12 protein-coding genes, 2 pseudogenes and 1 riboswitch are annotated in these 18,526 nt (G+C 45.2%); of the genes and pseudogenes, 2 read left to right on the top strand and 12 right to left on the bottom strand.

Features of this window, described 5'->3' with window-relative positions; genetic code table 11:
- Window positions 1-270: 270 nt before the first annotated feature.
- The 4 genes and pseudogenes from QMA13_RS06945 to QMA13_RS06930 all read right to left on the bottom strand — a co-directional run bounded on the left by QMA13_RS06945 (window position 271) and on the right by QMA13_RS06930 (window position 5,808).
- The gene (locus tag QMA13_RS06945) at window positions 271-732 is read right to left on the bottom strand and encodes a transposase (RefSeq protein ID WP_282940461.1); all 462 of its coding nucleotides are present in this window, start codon (window positions 730-732) and stop codon (window positions 271-273) included.
- 251 nt (window positions 733-983) lie between these two features.
- A pseudogene (locus QMA13_RS36555) lies at window positions 984-1,193 on the bottom strand (DDE-type integrase/transposase/recombinase); the annotation flags it as partial.
- A 144-nt stretch (window positions 1,194-1,337) separates the two neighbouring features.
- On the bottom strand, window positions 1,338-1,625 hold the full coding sequence (locus QMA13_RS06935; RefSeq protein WP_282940458.1) for a transposase: 288 nt from the start codon (window positions 1,623-1,625) through the stop codon (window positions 1,338-1,340).
- Between the two features lie 247 nt (window positions 1,626-1,872).
- Window positions 1,873-5,808: a cadherin-like beta sandwich domain-containing protein gene (locus QMA13_RS06930; RefSeq protein WP_282940457.1), complete on the bottom strand. Its 3,936-nt coding sequence runs from the start codon at window positions 5,806-5,808 to the stop codon at window positions 1,873-1,875.
- A gap of 384 nt (window positions 5,809-6,192) precedes the next feature.
- Here QMA13_RS06930 and QMA13_RS06925 point away from each other — a divergent pair, with 384 nt between their 5' ends.
- A complete protein-coding gene (locus QMA13_RS06925; RefSeq protein WP_282940454.1) occupies window positions 6,193-7,332 on the top strand; it encodes a response regulator in 1,140 nt (379 codons plus the stop codon).
- 408 nt (window positions 7,333-7,740) lie between these two features.
- On the opposite strand, the gene QMA13_RS06920 is transcribed toward QMA13_RS06925, so the two are convergent.
- A complete protein-coding gene (locus tag QMA13_RS06920) occupies window positions 7,741-10,824 on the bottom strand; it encodes a hybrid sensor histidine kinase/response regulator (RefSeq protein ID WP_282940453.1) in 3,084 nt (1,027 codons plus the stop codon).
- 560 nt (window positions 10,825-11,384) lie between these two features.
- On the opposite strand from QMA13_RS06920, the pseudogene QMA13_RS06915 reads away from it, so the two are divergent.
- Window positions 11,385-12,199, top strand: a pseudogene (locus QMA13_RS06915) (transposase).
- 380 nt (window positions 12,200-12,579) lie between these two features.
- Here the strand turns inward: QMA13_RS06915 and QMA13_RS06910 are convergent.
- The 7 genes from QMA13_RS06910 to QMA13_RS06880 all read right to left on the bottom strand — a co-directional run bounded on the left by QMA13_RS06910 (window position 12,580) and on the right by QMA13_RS06880 (window position 18,113).
- A complete protein-coding gene (locus QMA13_RS06910; RefSeq protein ID WP_282940452.1) occupies window positions 12,580-12,867 on the bottom strand; it encodes a GNAT family N-acetyltransferase in 288 nt (95 codons plus the stop codon).
- Window positions 12,868-13,674: 807 nt separating this feature from the next.
- Window positions 13,675-14,307 (bottom strand): hypothetical protein, encoded by a 633-nt coding sequence (locus QMA13_RS06905; RefSeq protein WP_282940451.1) that lies wholly within the window; start codon window positions 14,305-14,307, stop codon window positions 13,675-13,677.
- A 204-nt stretch (window positions 14,308-14,511) separates the two neighbouring features.
- Complete coding sequence (locus QMA13_RS06900) at window positions 14,512-14,979, bottom strand: phage tail protein (RefSeq protein WP_282940450.1); 468 nt, start codon at window positions 14,977-14,979, stop codon at window positions 14,512-14,514.
- A 214-nt stretch (window positions 14,980-15,193) separates the two neighbouring features.
- On the bottom strand, window positions 15,194-15,595 hold the full coding sequence (locus tag QMA13_RS06895) for an SRPBCC family protein (RefSeq protein ID WP_282940449.1): 402 nt from the start codon (window positions 15,593-15,595) through the stop codon (window positions 15,194-15,196).
- A complete protein-coding gene (locus tag QMA13_RS06890; protein ID WP_282943293.1) occupies window positions 15,592-15,921 on the bottom strand; it encodes an ArsR/SmtB family transcription factor in 330 nt (109 codons plus the stop codon). The genes QMA13_RS06895 and QMA13_RS06890 overlap by 4 nt, the downstream gene beginning before the upstream one ends.
- Before the next feature lie 166 nt (window positions 15,922-16,087).
- A complete protein-coding gene (locus tag QMA13_RS06885) occupies window positions 16,088-16,375 on the bottom strand; it encodes an alpha/beta fold hydrolase (protein ID WP_282940448.1) in 288 nt (95 codons plus the stop codon).
- A 25-nt stretch (window positions 16,376-16,400) separates the two neighbouring features.
- Window positions 16,401-18,113, bottom strand: a complete 1,713-nt coding sequence (locus QMA13_RS06880) for a methyl-accepting chemotaxis protein (protein ID WP_282940447.1) — start codon at window positions 18,111-18,113, stop codon at window positions 16,401-16,403.
- A 79-nt stretch (window positions 18,114-18,192) separates the two neighbouring features.
- Window positions 18,193-18,277: riboswitch (cyclic di-GMP riboswitch) on the bottom strand.
- Between the last annotated feature and the right edge of the window lie 249 nt (window positions 18,278-18,526).

Below are 18,526 nucleotides of genomic sequence, written 5' to 3'. Positions count from 1 at the left end.
TTGGGCATGCGGAAATAGAAGAAACGAACATTTTGGGACATTTATCCAATTATACTCTGCTGCACTCATCCTTCACAAGATCCCTGGAAGTTTACCATCCCACGGCTCGACGGGTCCCTGCCCTAACATTCCTTCGTTACACTTATCCAAGGTGTGGAGACCGATAGCGTTTAGCTGATGGGTCTATGCCCTTATCGGGTACGAACTCGGTCCTCCGTGCTTTCTTTTTCTGAAATCCTGCGAATGAATCAGTCTACGTTATTTCACTTTTTATGCTGCTTGTACGTATGAGCAGATTGTTTTTTCAGGGGTGAACGAGTCTTCGTTCTGAACAATTCCGACAAGGATTCGTGCCAGCTTCCCCAGTACTTTGAATATGGACCGCTGCTTGCTCATGTGCTTAACACGAACATTGTTTTCATGCAGTTGCCGGAAGACGGGATTGGTTCCTACCAGTGTCAGTGTGGCTAGATACAAATATTTTCGTAGCTTTGCATCTCCGCGTTTCGAGATCACAATCTCTCCCTTGCGCTTTCCTGACATGCTTTCTGCCAGATTTAAGCCGGCTCTCCTCAGCAATTGGCGCCCGTGGGCATATTGTTTCAAGTCACCGGCACTAGACAGAATCGCAGCAATGTAAATCGTACCAAGACCTTTGATCGAGCGAAGTTGGTTCACCAGCGGTATTCCTTCCAGTATCGTTCCGAGTTCCCGTTCAAACTGCTCTAACAAGCGTTTTAGGTCTTGCTTTGCCTCTCTTAGTGCAACAGCCTCTCCTACACTCTGTCTGGCTTTATAGAAGAGTTAAGCGGCCTTCTGTCTGCCAGTGGTACCGCCGGCTCGCTTCATGTTTATTCTCCAACCATGAATGACCCCTACAATAGTTTGGCCACACAGATCGGACGGTGACGGAAATGCTTTGAGGGTTGCAATTGACCGCGTACATGTCCAATCCTTAAAGACAGAAGCGTATTCTCTAGATAAATGAGTTCTTTTTTTAATACGCTGTGAAATGATTCGATACATGCATTATCGTAACAATTTCCTTTACGACTCATACTGCCTGCCATGCTGTACGTTTTCAGCCGTGCTTGATATTCATGTGAGACATACTGGCTCCCCCGATCCGAATGATGCAGGACGCTGCCCTTCGGGCGTTGGTGGCGATAAGCTTGATCTAACTCCTCCAAAACAAGCGTCCAATTGCTTGCGCCGCTTACTGCGGTTACTTTCCTTTCGCCTTATCCATTCGTAGTAACCGCTTCGAGATACATTGAAAACGGCACACATCTTCGCGACACGGAGATTGAAGCGGTGATCATGGATGAATTTGTAGATCAGCACCGGTCTTTTGCGAAGTAGTGCATCGCCTTTTTAAAAATTTCGTTTTCCTCTTCCAGGTCACGAAGCCGCTTTTGGAGGTCTCGCAATTCCTTGTCCTCCAGCTTCAGTTGACCACTACCTGGAAATGCGTGATGGCCATCTTGCTTAAATTCAGCAATCCATCGGTAAATGGTGTTCTGATGCAAATCCATTTCCCGGGCTACCTGCGCCACCAACTTCCCTTCCACTTGAATTAGTCGTACGGTTAGAAGTTTGAATTCCTTGTTGTATTTTTTCGTCATGTCGGATACCTCGATTATGAATGCTTTTATTGTCGCATTCTCGCTTCTTTGTGTCCAATGTAAAGTCTAGCAGCGGTTGTTGATTATAAATTGCCATAATTTAATTAGATTAGAAGGTTGAGGTTATTGGGATGTGATAGATGCTCTATTATTTAGCTATAATTTTATGGCCACGATTTCAACTAAACGGTTCTAAAAAAACAACCATTGACGACATGAAAGTCGACAATGGTTGTTCAGATAACTGTTACTTATCGATCAAACTGGTTGTTTTCAGCATTCTCTCAATCAGCGCTGCTGCTTCCGCCCGCGTTATATTATCTTGCGGCTTCAGCAATTGGCCGGCGCTTCCTTCTACAATACCAGCGCGAATCATCCGGGCAACGATCTCGCGCGCCCAATCGGAAAGATCCGCCGCATCGCCGTACACCGATAGCGCCGATGCGATCTCGGTCTGGCTCATTGCCGCACTTTGCGGCTTAATCAGGTTGTAAGCCCGGGCGACCATCGCGATTCCCTGCTCCCGGGTAATCTGCTGTTCGCCACGAAACATGCCGTCTTCATAGCCCTCCACGATACCGAATTCGCTGGCGACAGAGACGCCAGTGCGATACCAAGCGGTGGAAGTAACGTCGTGGAATGCATTCTGTGCGGCTTCCTGACCTATTAACCCCATGCCCGTTACGGACATAATTGCAAATTCTGAACGGGTGATATTACGATCCGGCGAGAATACGTTGTTTCCGGATCCGGCAAGAATGAGTCTGGCGGCAACATTGTTGACCGTCATATGCGCCCAATGGCTCTTAACGTCATTGAAGTCCTGTGGATTCCAAATGACGGAGTAGCTGCCATGGCTCCGCAAATCCTGAATCTTCGCAAAATACCGGTCGCTGATTTTCGTAACGACAGTCGGTACATGGTGTACGGTTCCGTCCGGGCTCACAATCACCCCAGTCGTAATCCGGTTCGGGTCGATACCTTCGGGAAGCGCAATGTATCTTGCCGCATACCCGCTCAATTGCTCTGCACGAACAGTCTGTCCTGCGTGGGAGAAAGTCAAATCCAGATCGACCGGATTCACTAGCAGCTCATAACCATTAGCCGTTGCACGGCTGCGTGCATTGTCGATTAAGGCTTGTTTCGAACGCTGAATGTGGATATTCACGGCAATATCGCCAAGCGCTGTCTTGCTAAACTGACTTGCGATCGCGCCGAGGTCCAGCTGGCTGCTAGGCACCGGATAGATCGCCAGCAGGTTCCCGATTTCCAGGCTCGAGCCGGTATCCTTCATCTGCTTGACCATCGCTGCCGTCAAGCCTTGTACTTGAACATCTCCGTCGCCCGGAATGCGAACCGCCAGATTTTGTGCGCCCCCTTGGGATAAGATGCCAGTGAGCTTGTCACCATCGATCTTAACGGTTGTGACCGTCCGGTCTCCGGATGGCTCCGTCGTTTGTGTTGCAAACGAGGACTTGTTATCGTTCACCGTTGTGATGATATCGCCGGAATTGGAAGCACTACCGCTTCCGCTTCCACTGCCCGGTCGATGGCTGCTTCCGGAGGATACTCTGTTTACGGTGATCGTATATTCCTTGATATGGCCGTCCCGGTCCGTCACCTTCACCGTTACGGTGTTAACACCTATATTCAGCGGAAGCGACGAGCTTGTTGCACCGCTGGCCACTTCGCTATAAGCTCCTCCATTGACGCTAATCTCGATCTTCGCTCCCGGATCGAGCGCTACAGGCATCCATTGCAGCTGATATACGCTGTTGGATACGGTCATCGTATAAGCTCCCGTATTCGAATCGAAGGCTGGGCTCAAGCTACCAATGGAAGGAGTCAGTGATACCAGTTTGTTCGTGGTCCGCATGATTTCCATCGTATAAGTCGACCGCTTGCCGTCCGGTCCGGTTACTTCCACCTGAATCGTATTCAGGCCTTCCTTGAGCGGCAAGTTCTTCCAATCTGAGGCGCTGACCAGGTTGCCGTTCAAGGTAACGGCGACCTTGCTGTCCGGCTGGAGCGCTTGCGGGTCGATACCGACCGTAGACACTTCGTGCGATACGATCGCCTTGTAATTCAACTGCCGTCCGTCGAATGCCGGGGTCAATGCGATCGGATTCCCTTTCTCATCGCCCACACTGAGCGAGACGAGTCCGACATTCGCCGAAACTAGACGATTTCGTGCATCGTTCAGAGCCTCTAACGCCGTATCGATCTCTGCTTGCGTAGCGTTAGGATCACTTAGTACCTTCTCGGCCTGCTTCAGCTCATCCTGCAGTGCCTGCCAGCTCTCCGGCGTATAGGCCGCCGGGTTCAAATGCTCGCCGTTAATGTCGTCCGCTCTCTTCTGCAGTGCGGCTTTGTCGACGGTCTTGTTTGGTTTCATGATTTCAATTCGGTACGTATTCTGCTTTCCGTTCGTGTGAGTAACGACGATTTCTATTACATTCAAACCCTGTTGAAGCGGCAAGTTCGCCCAATTTGCTGCATCCACTGGTTGACCGTTGAAGATAACCTTCGACGTACTGTTCTCGTCGTCCGCCTTTGGAGCGATGGCGACGCTATAAACGTCTTCCATTACCGTTGCCGTGTAATTCAGATGCGTTTTCCCGTCAAATTTCGGGGTCAACGAAACGGGCCGGCCGGATACTGCCGGAGGATTTCCATATACAGCCTCTGCAACACCCAGGTTCAAATCGGTCAGCACCGGCTCCTTTTTCACAAGGTTTGTGCAGGCCGCCTCCAGCGCAGTCAAAACATCATTGACTTGCTTCTGAGTAGCATTCGGATCGCCTAGCACATTCTTTGCGTTATTCAGCGCATCCTGCAATGCCTGCCAGCTTGCCGGAGTATAGTCGGTTGTCCGCAAGTTCTCTCGATTGATCTGATCGACTGTTGCTTGCAGCTGTGTTTTATCTACAGCCGGCTCTCCGGCCATAACCGGTGCAGTCGCTGCGCTCGTTACGCTGCCTGTCGCATGCGTACCGTCGGCTGTGACCGTTACGGTGATGACTCCACCCAAGTCATTTGCGGTTAACGCGTAGCTTGAACCCGTCGCATTCGTGATGGCGACTCCATTACGGTACCACTGGTAGGTCGGCACATTACCTGTTACGTTCGGAGTATATGTGATTCCCGTTACATTCGCCGTCAACGTCTGACCGACCTTGGAAGTTCCATTGATGGATACGCTGCCTCCCATCACCGGAAGTTTGATATTTTTCGTGGCAGTAATGATGTTACTAATGACACCGGGATTATACTCAACAATAACTCCCGGGTCTTTATATGTGCCACTACCGTGTATATTAAGTACGGGTAAGTAACCTATTTTGGTATTATTTGTATCTAGTACAAGTGTAATATGGTCATAGGATCCATTAGGTACAATCTCATTCGAGGTATCAAGACCTGTTTGGTAACCCGTTGATACATACCTTGTGAAGCTACCAACAGAAGTGTCCCAATTAGGTGAGTAGGTTTTGGTAGCGCCAATAAAGCTTATAAAATACCAGCTTCCTGACCAGAAACTCTTAAATTCTTTAAACATACTGGCAATCGCAAGCATTTCTCCAGGATTATTTGCTGCTGGCTCTACAAGATGTCCGTTAATGCTCGCTGCAGTAGTTACAGCATCCTTAAACGCCATGGTATTCTGTCTTGCTACATAAACAAAATAGCGTCCATTGTAGATACGCACAGAGGTTTTTCCATCGGTCAATGGCGCCCCTGGCGTTACATTGACGGTGACACTTTGAGTTTGCCCTGAAACTTGTGTAAATGTCATATTTCGAATTGCATCTTGAATGTCTTCATAAGTAGTACGACCCGAAAAATTGAACACTCTATTTGTAGGTGTAGATTGGTCAGTAACAATGGTACTAATTTTGATACCATCAACCAATTCGGTAATACCGTTTGAAAGAGTTCCAACAGCAATTGAGCCGCTATTTACAGCTACAGTAAAGTATCCGCCGGCTGTATGAACGACGCCTGTGCTTCCGAATGCAGCATTGGGCAGCTGATAGGTTGCTTTGGTTACCCTAACAGGATTACCAAGATCAAGTGTTGGTGTTGTTGCCGCTTTTACTTCTAATGGATGAAAAGGGATCATCGTCAGTACCATAACAATTACCATTAGAAGAGATAACATTTTTCGGTTTTTTAATTTCATTTTTTGTTTATTCCTCCTATCGAAAGCCTATAGAAAATGACTTCTTTCTGTTTAATCCATTTGTTCAGCAATTTTTTCAGTTGCATCACCTCTCCCACCATGTGCATTTTTCTATTGCTATTTTTGTCATTTGGGCAATGCCCTTATATCTATTAATGCAATAAAACAACAATAACGGAGAGACCGTTAAAGAGGTATTCTCTGAACTACATTATAGACAAGCCTACTAACCAAACTCTAACCATAGTTAATTGGGTTGGATTAAAGCACACCGTAACACCTCTGTATCCATTTGGTATTGACAACATTCCTATATAATAAGAAAGCTATCTTGCCGATATAGATATGAAATGACTATACAATATGGATGGAGGCTGCTATGGAATGAAAGTCATGCTGGTAGACGATGAGCGGTTGGCGTTAGTCAGATTAGAAAACATGCTTGGGGAGTATGGGGATTGCAAAGTGATCGGATCATTCTCAAGGGCTGAGTTAGCGATCAATCATATCAGCGAGTTCCAGCCTGATGCCGTCTTTTTGGATATTCACATGCCGGGATTGAATGGCCTGAGGGCAACAGAGCGGATACACACGATCTCACCGAATACGAAAATCGTTTATGTGACTGCCTATGACGAACACGCGGTTGAGGCATTCGAACTAGGGGCAACTGATTACTTAGTGAAGCCGTTAAGACGCGAGCGATTGGGCCAAACAATAGAGCGTCTACGGGAACGTATTTCGATAACGAAGTCTTCAAATGAAGCACGTTTATTATATCATTGCTTAGGAGCCATGCAGATTCGGAAGACGGACGGGGAATTGGAATTCCTGAAGTGGCGGACGATGAAAGCGAAAGAACTGTTTGCCTACTTGCTATTTCATCGGGAGAAAGTAATTAATAAGAATACTTTGCTGGAGTTACTATGGCCGGAATTGGATGATTCCAAGGGACTAGCCAACCTGCATACAAGTATTAATCGAATTCGCAGCGCATGGAAAAACACATTTGGAGACGGTTATATCTCGATCCGATATTCACAGTATGGGTATATCCTTGAGTCGAAAGAACTGCGAATCGATGCTGAAGAATGGGAGCAAGAGCTTCGCCAATTAAGCCCTGTTTCAATCGAATATGTCACAGAACATCAGCGACTGCTCGATATGTATCGTGGAAATTTCTACGAAGAGGATAATTATGTGTGGGCGGAGGGAGAACGCCAAAGACTCAAGGCACTATGGTTGCAACTTGCCCGGCATTTGGCGCAATTTTATTCTTCTCATGACATGAATATAGAAGCACTTAAAGTTTACCACCAAATACAAGAGCGAGATCCTCTGAATGAAGATAGTTATCTCGAGCTTATGAATATATATGCCCGACTAAATGACACAGATTCTGTCGATAAACAGTATCAATTTATGATTCGAATATTGAATCAGGAAGCTGGCGTCGATCCTACTCCTGCAATATTGGAATGGTATGTACGATGGAAAAATGATACAAAAGTGTGTTCCGTCTAGACGGCAGTTCTTCCATGAAAGCTGTTTTTGGGGAAGTATTAATCTGATGTAGTTAGGAATTGGTTATACAGGAACCAAAACGTTGAATTTGTCGAGTGGCGATTATTTCGATACATTAGTTGAGGAGCTGAGCGATAATCGAAAATCCAGCTCGAGAATTTACCCCAAAATGAAGATAAGCTTCTGACGATTGAACTGGAATCGTATACGGACGAATGGGAGGCAACATTATTCTTTAATGAACGAACGGAGACTTCAGTTTCTACTAAAACGATGATCGAAAGCAACACTGAAACGGCGCCTAGCCGACCGACAACAGTTTGTCGGCCAGTTAATTTGAATCTTGGTACCAGCGCGCCATTCAGTCTATAATGGATAAGGAAGATAACTTTGCGTTAATTATATAAATTAAGCTCTCCTCTCATTTTTTGCAACTACAAAGCTGACGATAGTACCTTGATTTGGAACACTCCGGATTTGCAACCCTTTGCCGTATAATTGCTTTAATCTCCGATCCGTATTGAACAAGCCAACTCCTGTCCTATCCCCCATCCGTCTTTCGAGTACACGCTTTACCGTTTCCTCATCCATCCCCACTCCGGTATCAGCTATCGAAATTTCTGCCTCGTGTTCGTTCTCGGTAATCCGAATATGAATTTCCCCACCTTCATCTAGACTTAGTATGCCATGACGTATTGCGTTTTCGACAAGAGGCTGGACGGAGAGCGGAGGGACTTGAAAACGAAGCTTTGTGCTCACCTCCCACCGAATGCGTAGTCTATCCTCAAAACGTTCCTTTTCGATATACAGATATGAGCGAACAAGACCAAGTTCATGCTCAAGCGGAACGAGTCGCTCCAAATTCCGAAAGTCGAAGCTTGCCCGCAAGTAATGACCGAATGCTTCAAGCAGCGCGCTCATTTTCTCGTTATCGATTTCGCTAAGCGCAGCTATCGAATTAAGGGTGTTGTGCAGAAAATGGGGTTGAATTTGTGCCTGAAGCCATGCCGCTTCCATGCGCAGTTTTTCACGTACCGATTGCTTTAATACAGTCAGTGCCCGTACCCGGGACTTTAATTCCATCGCATCTACTGGCTTCGTCACATAATCGTTCGCACCTGACCGGAATCCGGCTTCTATGTCTTCCTGTCGGCTACGAGCAGTCAGGTGCAGAATGGGTAGCTCCGAAATAGAGAAGCGCTCTCGAAGGATACGGGACAATTCGTATCCAGACATATGTGGCATCATGATGTCGGTAACGATCAAATCCCATTCCCTCGTATCCAGAATGGCAAGTGCATCACGACCACTTACAGCCGTAACGACATTATAATTTTCCAAAACAAGGAGATTTCTCAATATATTTAAATTGACAACATCATCATCTATGACCAGAATATTTGGCCGATCCGAACCGGCATCCGATTCCGGTTGTGAAATGTCACTATGAGGTGCGGAAGAAACGGAAACCGCTATTTCTGTATCGGCCGATACCGAGGCGATGAATTCCGTCCCGTTTTGTGGGATGTAGGGATCGGATAGCCGCAAGGTAAAGCTAAAAACCGAACCTTGCCCTGGGATGGAGTGTACCTCCAGCGTGCCTCCGTGCAGCTCCACCAATTGCTTGCATATGCTTAACCCGAGCCCGATTCCGCCTCCAACCGCCGTAATGCTGGAGTCTCCCTGTTCGTAGGGTGCAAATATCCTTTGTTGTGTATCTTGGTCCATTCCGATGCCGGTATCGACGACGACAATGCTCGCCTTATCGTCCTTGACCTCGGCTTTTATTAGGATATGTCCTTGATTTGTATATTTCACCGCGTTGTGAATCAAATTGAACAAAATTTGCGTAAGCCGGTTTTCATCGGCGATGACATTTGGGAAGTTGGCAGGGATGTCGTTGATGATACGAATTGGCTTGCCCTCCATCATGAAACGAAGCATATCGGTTATGCCGGACACGACTCCTTGAACGCGGACACTCCCCGTCTGTAATCGTATACCATTCTCCTGAAGCCGCGTCATGTCAAGCAGATCGTTGAGCATGTACGACATTCGTTTGCCTACAGTAATAAGTAACTTCATGTTTTCTCTGCTTTTTACGTCTTGTTCGTTAATTCCGGTATCCATAACGATCTGGGCGATGTTAAGGATGCCGTGCAGTGGATTGCGTAATTCATGAGATGTGTTGGCTAGAAAATCATCTTTCATCTTGTCCGCTTTTTGCAGCTTCTGTACGAGCTTAGCCGTCTGAGCGGAAATTCGGAAATAACGTTTGAACCAGAACGTCGCAAAAGCGAGGAACGCGATTATTAGGTCGATCGGGTAATAGCCTATACTTAGTAGACCTTTAAAATAACCTCCAATTACATTAGACATGACACTAACTAAACCAAGCACCAAATATATAGCGTCCTTATCACTCTTTATGGTCGTACGAAACGAAAGCGTGAGAACAAACAAACAAGCAAATAAATCTATGAAGTAGTATACAGATAATAAACTTACTGCATCTCTGGCTGGCAAAAGCACAACCGATATTGCCGCAATTACACAAAATAAGAGGAACCAGTGGAACACTCTGTTCTTCACATGTTCCGGTAAAAGAACCCTCGCAAACTGTGACAGAAATGCTCCTACTCCAATAAAAGATAGCAAAATCAATTTAGTGGACCACTCATAACTGATGGCCGGCAGCCATACAAGCAACAGTTTATCATCGTCAAGCATTGTCATGAGAACGGCGCAAATAACGAGCATAAAGAAGGAAAACATTACTTTATGCCTGGTTCCGATCAGATAAAGAATAAGTGCATACAAGGCATGGAGCATCAGAACGACACACACAATGATCTGCATATTAATGGAAAACCATGTTTCATTATGCACTGCATGCTCACTGCCAAACTTGAACGATCCGACCACACCGCCTAGTTTGCTATTATCATAATTCGCAACTTGAACGACTATATCGATTTCCCCGGTATTGGCTTTGAAAGTAGCCGTGTAGGGCATGCTTTGTGCAGAATATTCCTGCTTGATCTCTGCCGGCTGCCCAGCCTTAGCCAGTAGACGCCCGTTCACATACAGTTCGGACGAGGTGCGCACGCTTGAGACACGGATGCCATAGGTTAACTCATTTTCCGGGTTGACTTTGATGCGCAAGCGATAGGAGCCATAGCCATACGGCGAGTTGTTAACCGATAAAGCCGGGCTCCAATCTCCTGGAACATGAATGAATGTTCTCCCCTCATTGGATGAGATTGTGTTTGACTCACTCTGCATTACAAACTTGCCGGGATAAAACTCCCAATCACCGTCTAATGTAACTGTACGATCATTAGCGAAGTCGAGACCGCTCAAATCCAATTCCCCACGAACCGCAAGAGGATGAATTGGCGGCGCTTGAAAAGTAGCCCAAATGATACGAATTAGAATTAAGACGATAAAGAATGTTCCAGTAATAAAGATTGCTTTTCTTTTTGTCATCATAGTTCCACTTACTTCGACAAAAATCTTGATATTCCTTTGGATTTCTTTGAAATGTGATTATGAAAAAGAGCAGGGATGTCGCTCTGCCCTCTTGTATGACCATATGTTCCAAATTTTCAGGTTAGTTAAGCAGCAAAAGGCTTGATGTTACCCCATCTGATAGCTAATTCAACCAAACTATCGCTACCTATCGAAATAATTCTACAGTTTTCTGCGGCAGCTCTTTTCCGTATTCAAGCAATTTTTCACCCGTTGATTGTAAAGGGGAAATGCGCTTCTATGCAAAGCTTTCGCCGTGCGCAGGAATCCAAGCTGCACGGGGGCTTGGCCCTGCCATTATATTTTCACCGGCTAGAATATGAGTGTTTCTGGGTACGACGAGTGTAACGAAAGGCTGCTGATCTTCTGGCTGCCGCTGTTGATTGTTGAGCTATCGTTTCCCGTTAGAATTCCTGTAAAACGAAAAATTTGGTGTTTGAACAAAAACGAGCGCCTCGTTACGATGGGGTTTCGCACGAGGTCAAAAGCCTCAAAAAGCCCATCTAGGAGGTCGCTCTATCATGAAGTATAAGGCACAGGACAAACAAAATCAACTCATAGAAAACATTACCGTTCATCATCTGGTTGTTGGCGTAGACATCGCCCAAGAAGCCCATGTCGCACGCGCTGTCAGCTTTCGAGGGTTAGCTCTGGGAACTCCCCTCGAGTTCGGTAATCATCGTGAGGGGTTCAGGCTATTCGAGCGCTGGATCCAAGATCTCCTCAAAACCTACAATCTAAGCCGCGTCATGGTTGGCATGGAACCAACCGGTCACTACTGGTTCAGCCTTGCACGCTGGCTTGTTGACCAAGGTATTGAAGCTTTCACGTTTAAAAGCTTCACTTAGGGCAATTGCTCCAAGAATATGACCTGGCCCAGAGCCAGCTTGAGCAGATTGAGCATGAGGTCCATCTCATTCTTGAACGTATTCCTTATGCTCAGAGGCTGCTTGAAATACGCGGCGTTAACGCCACGAGTCTTGCTGGTATACTTGGTGAAGCTGGTGATCTAAGTGGATATACGCACGGAAATGCGTTGCTTCGCCATGCTGGATTGAATCTAGCTGAGGCCAGTTCTGGGAAGTGGCGTGGAACAATGGCGCTCAGCAAACGGGGATGTCCTCGCCTGCGTCATTTTCTCTATCTCATGACAATGTGTATGGTTATGACTAATCCGGATGTTAGGGCTTTGCACCACCATAATGTTGAAGGAAAGAAGTTAAAGAGGATGAAGTCCATCATGAAACTGTGTGGTAAAGTCGCCCGCATGCTTGTTGGACTAGCCAAGAGCGGCGAAGTTTACGACTCGGCCAAGGTCTTCCCGCAAGCAGCCTAACAATAATCTATCCTCACCGGCTCATGCATTCGCAGGATGATAAGAAGCACGGAGTATCGGGAGACGTTACGCAAAAGGGCTCGGACCCGTTCCGTTAGAAAGACCGACCTCCACCCCTTAGTTAGATGTGACGAAGGAATGAAAGGGCTTAGACCCGTTGAGACATGGGAGCGAGAATCACTAGGGCTACGTGGAGGAATGATATGGGTGTTTGACACCACACCTTTGTTCCCGCATGCCCTTTCTACGATCCTCAGCTATCGGCTCCTACGTATGCTCTTTTTGCTCGCATTTACTAAGGGTGATATCCTACGAATACATGAGTCTGAGTGAGGAAACTAAATCATTTCGAGGGAGCGCAACAAAAATCTATTCGTCCTCTATTTGTACTTCGGAATTTCAAACCACTGTTTTATCACTTGATCGCCATCAAACTCAGATGTTGTTTCGTTGTATTTTATAGACTGTTTCTTATAAACACTGTACCAAAAATGAATTGCTGCTTTATTTTCAACTAATTGCCATATCACATATTTACCCGGAAACAATTTGAATATAAGTTTTATCGCAGCTTCACCAATTCCTTTTTTTCTAAATCCTCTCAAAACGAATAATTCGCAAACTTCATTATCAACGTCTTTCGGAGCTGTGGGTGGATGGGAGAGCAAGACAAATCCGACTCTCTGCTAATTTTCCATTATAAAGTAGGGATGTCTGTCTTTTCGTTCCCACCAAGAATCGGAAACATAGTTAGGAAAGAATCCACTTTCGCTAATCTTTAAAAAATTGCTAAACTCCGATAGATCATGTAAATAAAACTGATAAATATTGCGTAATATCTCTCTTTCTTCAGGTTGAACCATCACAATCTCGGTCGACATGACGTTACTCCTCTTTTGGACAATTGAAATCAAATACTAACCCAATGAAATGCTCTATCATATCTGCAACAATTTATCCAGATATTCCCACTAACCTGCCCAGTTGAACAAAGGCAGCCGTTTGCACTAACCGGCTGCCATCTTATAGTTATTCAGCTATCGTACCCGTTAGTTTAATTTAACTTACATACATGGATGATTTTCATCGGGGAGATACCCACAGACTCTGATGATTCTCTCTTGTAACATCTGGTCTCTTTGGGTAGTGCCAACCAGTATCGAAACATAAGGTTGGAATCTCGTTTCGATAATCATTTCTGCAAGTTTAACTCGAATATTCATACCAATTAGAGAATAAAACAATGCTCCGAACAGAAGAACAACAATAAGGAACGTAGTAAGGATTCGCTTATTGATTCTCATCACCTTTCCTCCATTTCAAGTTATTAGACGTTGAAGAAATTGAAATGTTTCGGTTGCTTTTTATTGGGCATTAACTGAACGATACTGCCCGTTACTTCAATAAAAATCAAGAGGAGCTGTCCTTGCGGCAGCTCCACGCTATCGTATCCGTTAGTTCAATCCGCTACGACTTTACAAATCAGGAGGTAGCTTATATGTAACATTGCCGTTTCCGTCCAGAAACTCCATTCTAGGATTATCATTTTTATCCACTAGCATTCTTATCCGTTGTTTTCCTTTACTATCCATCAGACAAATCGTTACTTCCCCTTTTTCATTCTTCCCCATGAATGCTCGTTGTGTACTTCCTTCCCATAGTGCGTCAATCTCTTTCTTTTTTGTTTCATTATCTTTGTTTGATTCATTGATTTCTTTTAGTATTTTTAATTGCTCAGATAGTGGAATCTGTGGTCTATCCTTTATTTTGAATCCGTAAGTCATTACTCCGTTCTCATTATAGTAAGACATTGTGACAACTTCATCTTGCTTATATTGGTCAAAAGTTAATGAAGCAGAAGACTTGTAGTGACCATTTTCATCCTTCTCACTTCCGAATATCAATCCACCGCATTCGTCACCTTCGCCGTTATAAAACATAATTCCAGAAATCGGCCAATCTTTTCTATGTCCGGGCAGAATATCCTCACCGTCCATCATTGCTGGAGGGATGTTTTCTTTATTAAAAAGTGTCATTTTTATATTTCCGTCTTTGTCAACAATATTGAGGTTTTCAACGTCAATCCTTTCAAATCTTTCCCTTTTCATTTCTTTTCGCCTCCCACTTTTTCTTTTCCACTTCCTATTCGATGGAAATATTGATTATTCCTTCCATATAGCATAACGCGGCTGCCGATCGCAGCCGCGTCTTTGTTGGTTTATTGAGTTAACGTACCCGTTAGCGCAATGTGGTGTAGCGCGGTGTTGCGAACGAAATATCGTATCCACCGCTATGCTTGCGTTTTGCTTCTTCTAATATTCTCTCTTAATTACAAAAAACGTGCCTCGAATGGTTCCAGCTAGTTTTGACTTCTGTCTAGCAAACTTAAACTTCTTCTCTTCTAACTCCTTTGGTACCTCCATCCCCTCAGAAAGCTTAAAACCAACGGCCCGCTTCTTAGGGTCATCAACCGTATACAGGACGTTGACCGCTAGACCATCCTCATAAAAGACGAAGGTCCATTTGATATTTTCCACTTGAAGACGCGACGTTTCTAAAGGTTTGGCTTCAAACTCAATATCACGTTCTTCTTTCAAAATTCTGTTCACATAATCAAGGGTCTCCTGGCTTTCACTAGCTGGTACCACCGTAAATTCATGCTTGTATTTGTTCATGAAGTAACGAGCTTCATTCGCACGTAAACCAGCAAGCGCATCTGCTACAGGTGAAGATTCTAAACCAACCGTAGACACATTTTTAAAATCAACAATATAGGACATTTTTATCGCTCCTTTTATCACTTTTTTATATCAACAGGAATCCACATTTCACTAAAAACTAAGCCGTTCGGATTATGTTGATTCGAGTCATTCAAGATCCAATTATATTGGCTGCGATAGTTCAAGCAATTGAAATATTCGTTAGCTTGCAATTATGTTGCAATCTTGTCCCATTGGTGCGAACAAAGCATTGAATATCTGAATCAGAATTGTATTACAATTCAACCAATACTTTTTCAAGCTGTCCGCACATGCTCGTCCAGCCGTATTTTGCGCCTCCGAGCGCTTGAACTTTGTTGAAGCCGGTTTGATCAAGATGCAGATGAACAGTTCCGTCTTTATGTTCTCGCAATGTCCAGATGATCGTAGTGTTCTCTCCGCCGCTGTCCCAAGTATATGTCAAACGGTGCGGCTCGACGACTTCCAGCACTTCGCAATGGATGATGCCATCCCACCCTTCTACCGGTTCCCTTCGGAACTGAAAACGGTGGCCGACAATCGGTTTGAAATCGTTGTCCATAACCCATTTCGCCAGCTTATCGGAGTCGGTCAAGGCGTTCCACACCTGCATGATTGAACTTTTGAACTGAAAATCGAGCGACAGATCTTGCTTCATTCCTGTTCCTCCTTAAGAAGTTGATCCAGACGAACCATATTTTGTTTCCAAAACTTCTCGTAGTACGACAACCAATCCTGAAGCTCCTTCAGCGGTGCGGGATTGAGACGGTTTCGCGTCTCACGGCCGACTTTACGCTCACTCACGAGGCCGGCTTCCTTCAAAATCGTCAAATGCTTGGAGACTGCGGTTCGGCCCATCGCAAAATGCGGAGTTAACCGATTGAGCGGCAATTCTTCCGCATCCGCCAGCAGTCGAATGATTTCACGCCGGGTCGGATCGGCCACGGCATAATAGACATCCCGTGTCTGTGCAATTGCGCTCATCATCTCTCACTCCCTCGCATGAAATAAATTACACCAAATGGTACCTTTATTTTAGGACACTATATAGAGTCCCGTCAATAAGAAACATCCACCTTCTTTCCGTAGCTAATCAACCGTTCTCATGCGAAGATGAAAAAATACTATTGACACGACCCCAAATGGTGTCCTACACGAGCAGCATTAGCAAATCATGTACAAGATCAAGCGGTTTCGTAGGTGACGACGATTGACCCGTTCCCCGACCATCAAAAGCGATAACTTTTTTTGTACGCGCTAATTGCGGAACGACGAACTTCCATACCCTCATGCCCACTCCGGGACTGTGTAGGAGAACAATCGGGTCGCCTGAGCCCTGTATCGTGATATAGGCAGACAAAGGTATAGCTTTGAGCAGAGGAACAAGATTTTGTAATACAAAAACCGCTGTTGGTCGAAACCAACAGCGGTTTTTCATTGTACAATCCCCGGCGACAGGGCGTTCAGCTCTTAAAACGTAAAGTTATTTCATGCAGTTCTTGAGCCATCCGCGTCAACGCATTCACGGATTCAGCAATTTCTTCCATCGTAGCTAATTGCTGCTCCGAAGCAGCCGCCACACCTTCTGTCTTCGAGAAGGCGGCGTTCGTAATGCTGTTCATATCATGCAGGGAAGCGGTAATCTCCTCTGTGCCCGCTGACATTTGCTCCGATGCGGCAGAAACCTCCTGCATCTGATAAGCCACCTGCTGTACCGCATTCATGATATTGCGGAAGGCTTCTCCTGCTTCCTGCATAATCACAGTTCCGTGTTCAACCTCTCGGCTCCCTTTTTCCATAGCTGTAACCGCAGAGCGAGTTTCGCCTTGAACTTGCTGAATGATCTCCGCGATTTGTTCCGCCGATTGTCTAGATTGCTCGGCCAGCTTCCGAACCTCGTCGGCAACGACAACAAAGCCTCTTCCGTGTTCGCCCGCTCTTGCAGCTTCAATCGCTGCATTCAAAGCAAGCAAATTGGTTTGCATCGAAATATCAGTAATAACATCAACGATTTGACCGATTTCCTGAGATCGTATACCCAACTGGTTAACAACCTTAGACGAATTGTTGACCGATTCTCGGATCAAATCCATTTGGGACATTGCTTTCTGGATCGAAATATTGCCTTCCTCGGCTTCCTTGGAAGCTTCCATGGACATGGAGGATACATTGCCCGAAAATTCTGCAATCCTGTTAATGCCTGTCGCCATCTCTTCCATTGCTCTAACGCTTTCGGTAGTGCTTTGCAGCTGCTGATCGGCACCTTCAGCAATGTCTTGAATGGCCGCAACGACATGATGGGTGGTTTGGCTGGATTGTTCAGAACTTGCTGCCAACTGCTCCGAGCTCGCAGACAAGTTTTGAGACTCGAGGACGATCTTTGCAATGATTTCTCTCAAGCCAGTGATCATCCCGTTGAAATCCTTTGAAAGAAGACCGATTTCGTCTTTGGATTGGTATGTAGCATTAACCGTTAAATCTCCGTCCTGTGCTTTAGCCATCAATTGTTGAATGCTGCGAACAGGTCTTGTGATCATATTAGCAATGCCGTATCCAATCAAGGAACATAAAATGACGGCAAGCAATGTAACGACAAGGATGATGGAAATAGCCAGCTTGGAGCTTTGAATACTTTTGTCGTAAAAGATTTTTGCGTCGTCTTCATTGAACTTAACAACGTTCTCTAAACTTTTGATCATTTCAGCACGTATCGGCTTGAACGAATTCACATATTCCTTATGCGCCGCTTCTTTTTGATTGACAACTGCTAAGTCATCTACTTTTTTCTTAGCTTCGTTGTTTTTAGGGATTAAATCGATAAAGTTCTGGTACTGCTCTTGCGCTCTCGGAGATAGCGTGATCTGCTCCAGCGTTTTTCGTGTCGCCTGATTTTTATCACGGGTTTGAGTAATTTGCTGCTGGATTTGCTTGATGATGGCTTCGTCTTTGGCCAGCAGTAATTCAAGCTGTAAAGAATCCATTTGTGAATTACCGAACAAAAGCCCTTCGACCAGGCTGTTCGGAATCAAGGTTTCTTCGTACATAGCACGGGCATTGCTAGCCATCTTGTCCATGACGAAATAGCCTGTAATGCCGATAATGAGCAGGAAAACAATGGAAAGACCAAGCATTCCGCCAATTTTCGTTTTGATTCTCAGATTCTGTATATACTTCATGATCCTAGCATCCCCCTACTGAGATATTACAAAAATAAAAAATCCATCCCCAAAAAAAGGGATGGATTACCCCCCAATTTTCGGTGGCCCGGCTGCCGTAGATCGAAATCCTTAGGTCCGTGGCTTTGCGTCCTCCTCTTTCGAGAAGTTTGCCTTTTCGTGATATGGGTATTCTTTGGCCAAAGTATAATATAGCATTTTGAAAAATACAAGACCTCTTTACTAAAACTAAATACTTACTTTACGTACCGAAATGTCGAATTTTAGTGCAATCGTCATGGACGATATCGGGAGAATAGGCCTGCAAATGATGTTATTGCGCAATTATCGGTTTTATTCCCTATATTTATTTTCGGCATTATTTGACAAAAAATGAAGTCTAGTTTATTCTCTGATTTGTCCGGACAAAACTA

The organism is Paenibacillus sp. RC67 (assembly GCF_030020805.1).
Classification (GTDB): Bacteria; Bacillota; Bacilli; order Paenibacillales; family NBRC-103111; genus Paenibacillus_S.
Note: the sequence above shows the minus strand (reverse complement) of the source record. Positions and strands in the feature narration are given on the sequence as shown.

Coding starts and splice junctions, on each gene's coding strand:
- QMA13_RS06900 (WP_282940450.1), bottom strand. CDS start 14,979: ATGTCCTATATTGTTGATTTTAAAAATGTGTCTACGGTTGGTTTAGAA.
- QMA13_RS06895 (WP_282940449.1), bottom strand. CDS start 15,595: ATGAAGCAAGATCTGTCGCTCGATTTTCAGTTCAAAAGTTCAATCATG.
- QMA13_RS06905 (WP_282940451.1), bottom strand. CDS start 14,307: ATGAAAAGGGAAAGATTTGAAAGGATTGACGTTGAAAACCTCAATATT.
- QMA13_RS06930 (WP_282940457.1), bottom strand. CDS start 5,808: ATGAAATTAAAAAACCGAAAAATGTTATCTCTTCTAATGGTAATTGTT.
- QMA13_RS06920 (WP_282940453.1), bottom strand. CDS start 10,824: ATGATGACAAAAAGAAAAGCAATCTTTATTACTGGAACATTCTTTATC.
- QMA13_RS06935 (WP_282940458.1), bottom strand. CDS start 1,625: ATGACGAAAAAATACAACAAGGAATTCAAACTTCTAACCGTACGACTA.
- QMA13_RS06925 (WP_282940454.1), top strand. CDS start 6,193: ATGAAAGTCATGCTGGTAGACGATGAGCGGTTGGCGTTAGTCAGATTA.
- QMA13_RS06890 (WP_282943293.1), bottom strand. CDS start 15,921: ATGAGCGCAATTGCACAGACACGGGATGTCTATTATGCCGTGGCCGAT.
- QMA13_RS06880 (WP_282940447.1), bottom strand. CDS start 18,113: ATGAAGTATATACAGAATCTGAGAATCAAAACGAAAATTGGCGGAATG.
- QMA13_RS06885 (WP_282940448.1), bottom strand. CDS start 16,375: ATGAAAAACCGCTGTTGGTTTCGACCAACAGCGGTTTTTGTATTACAA.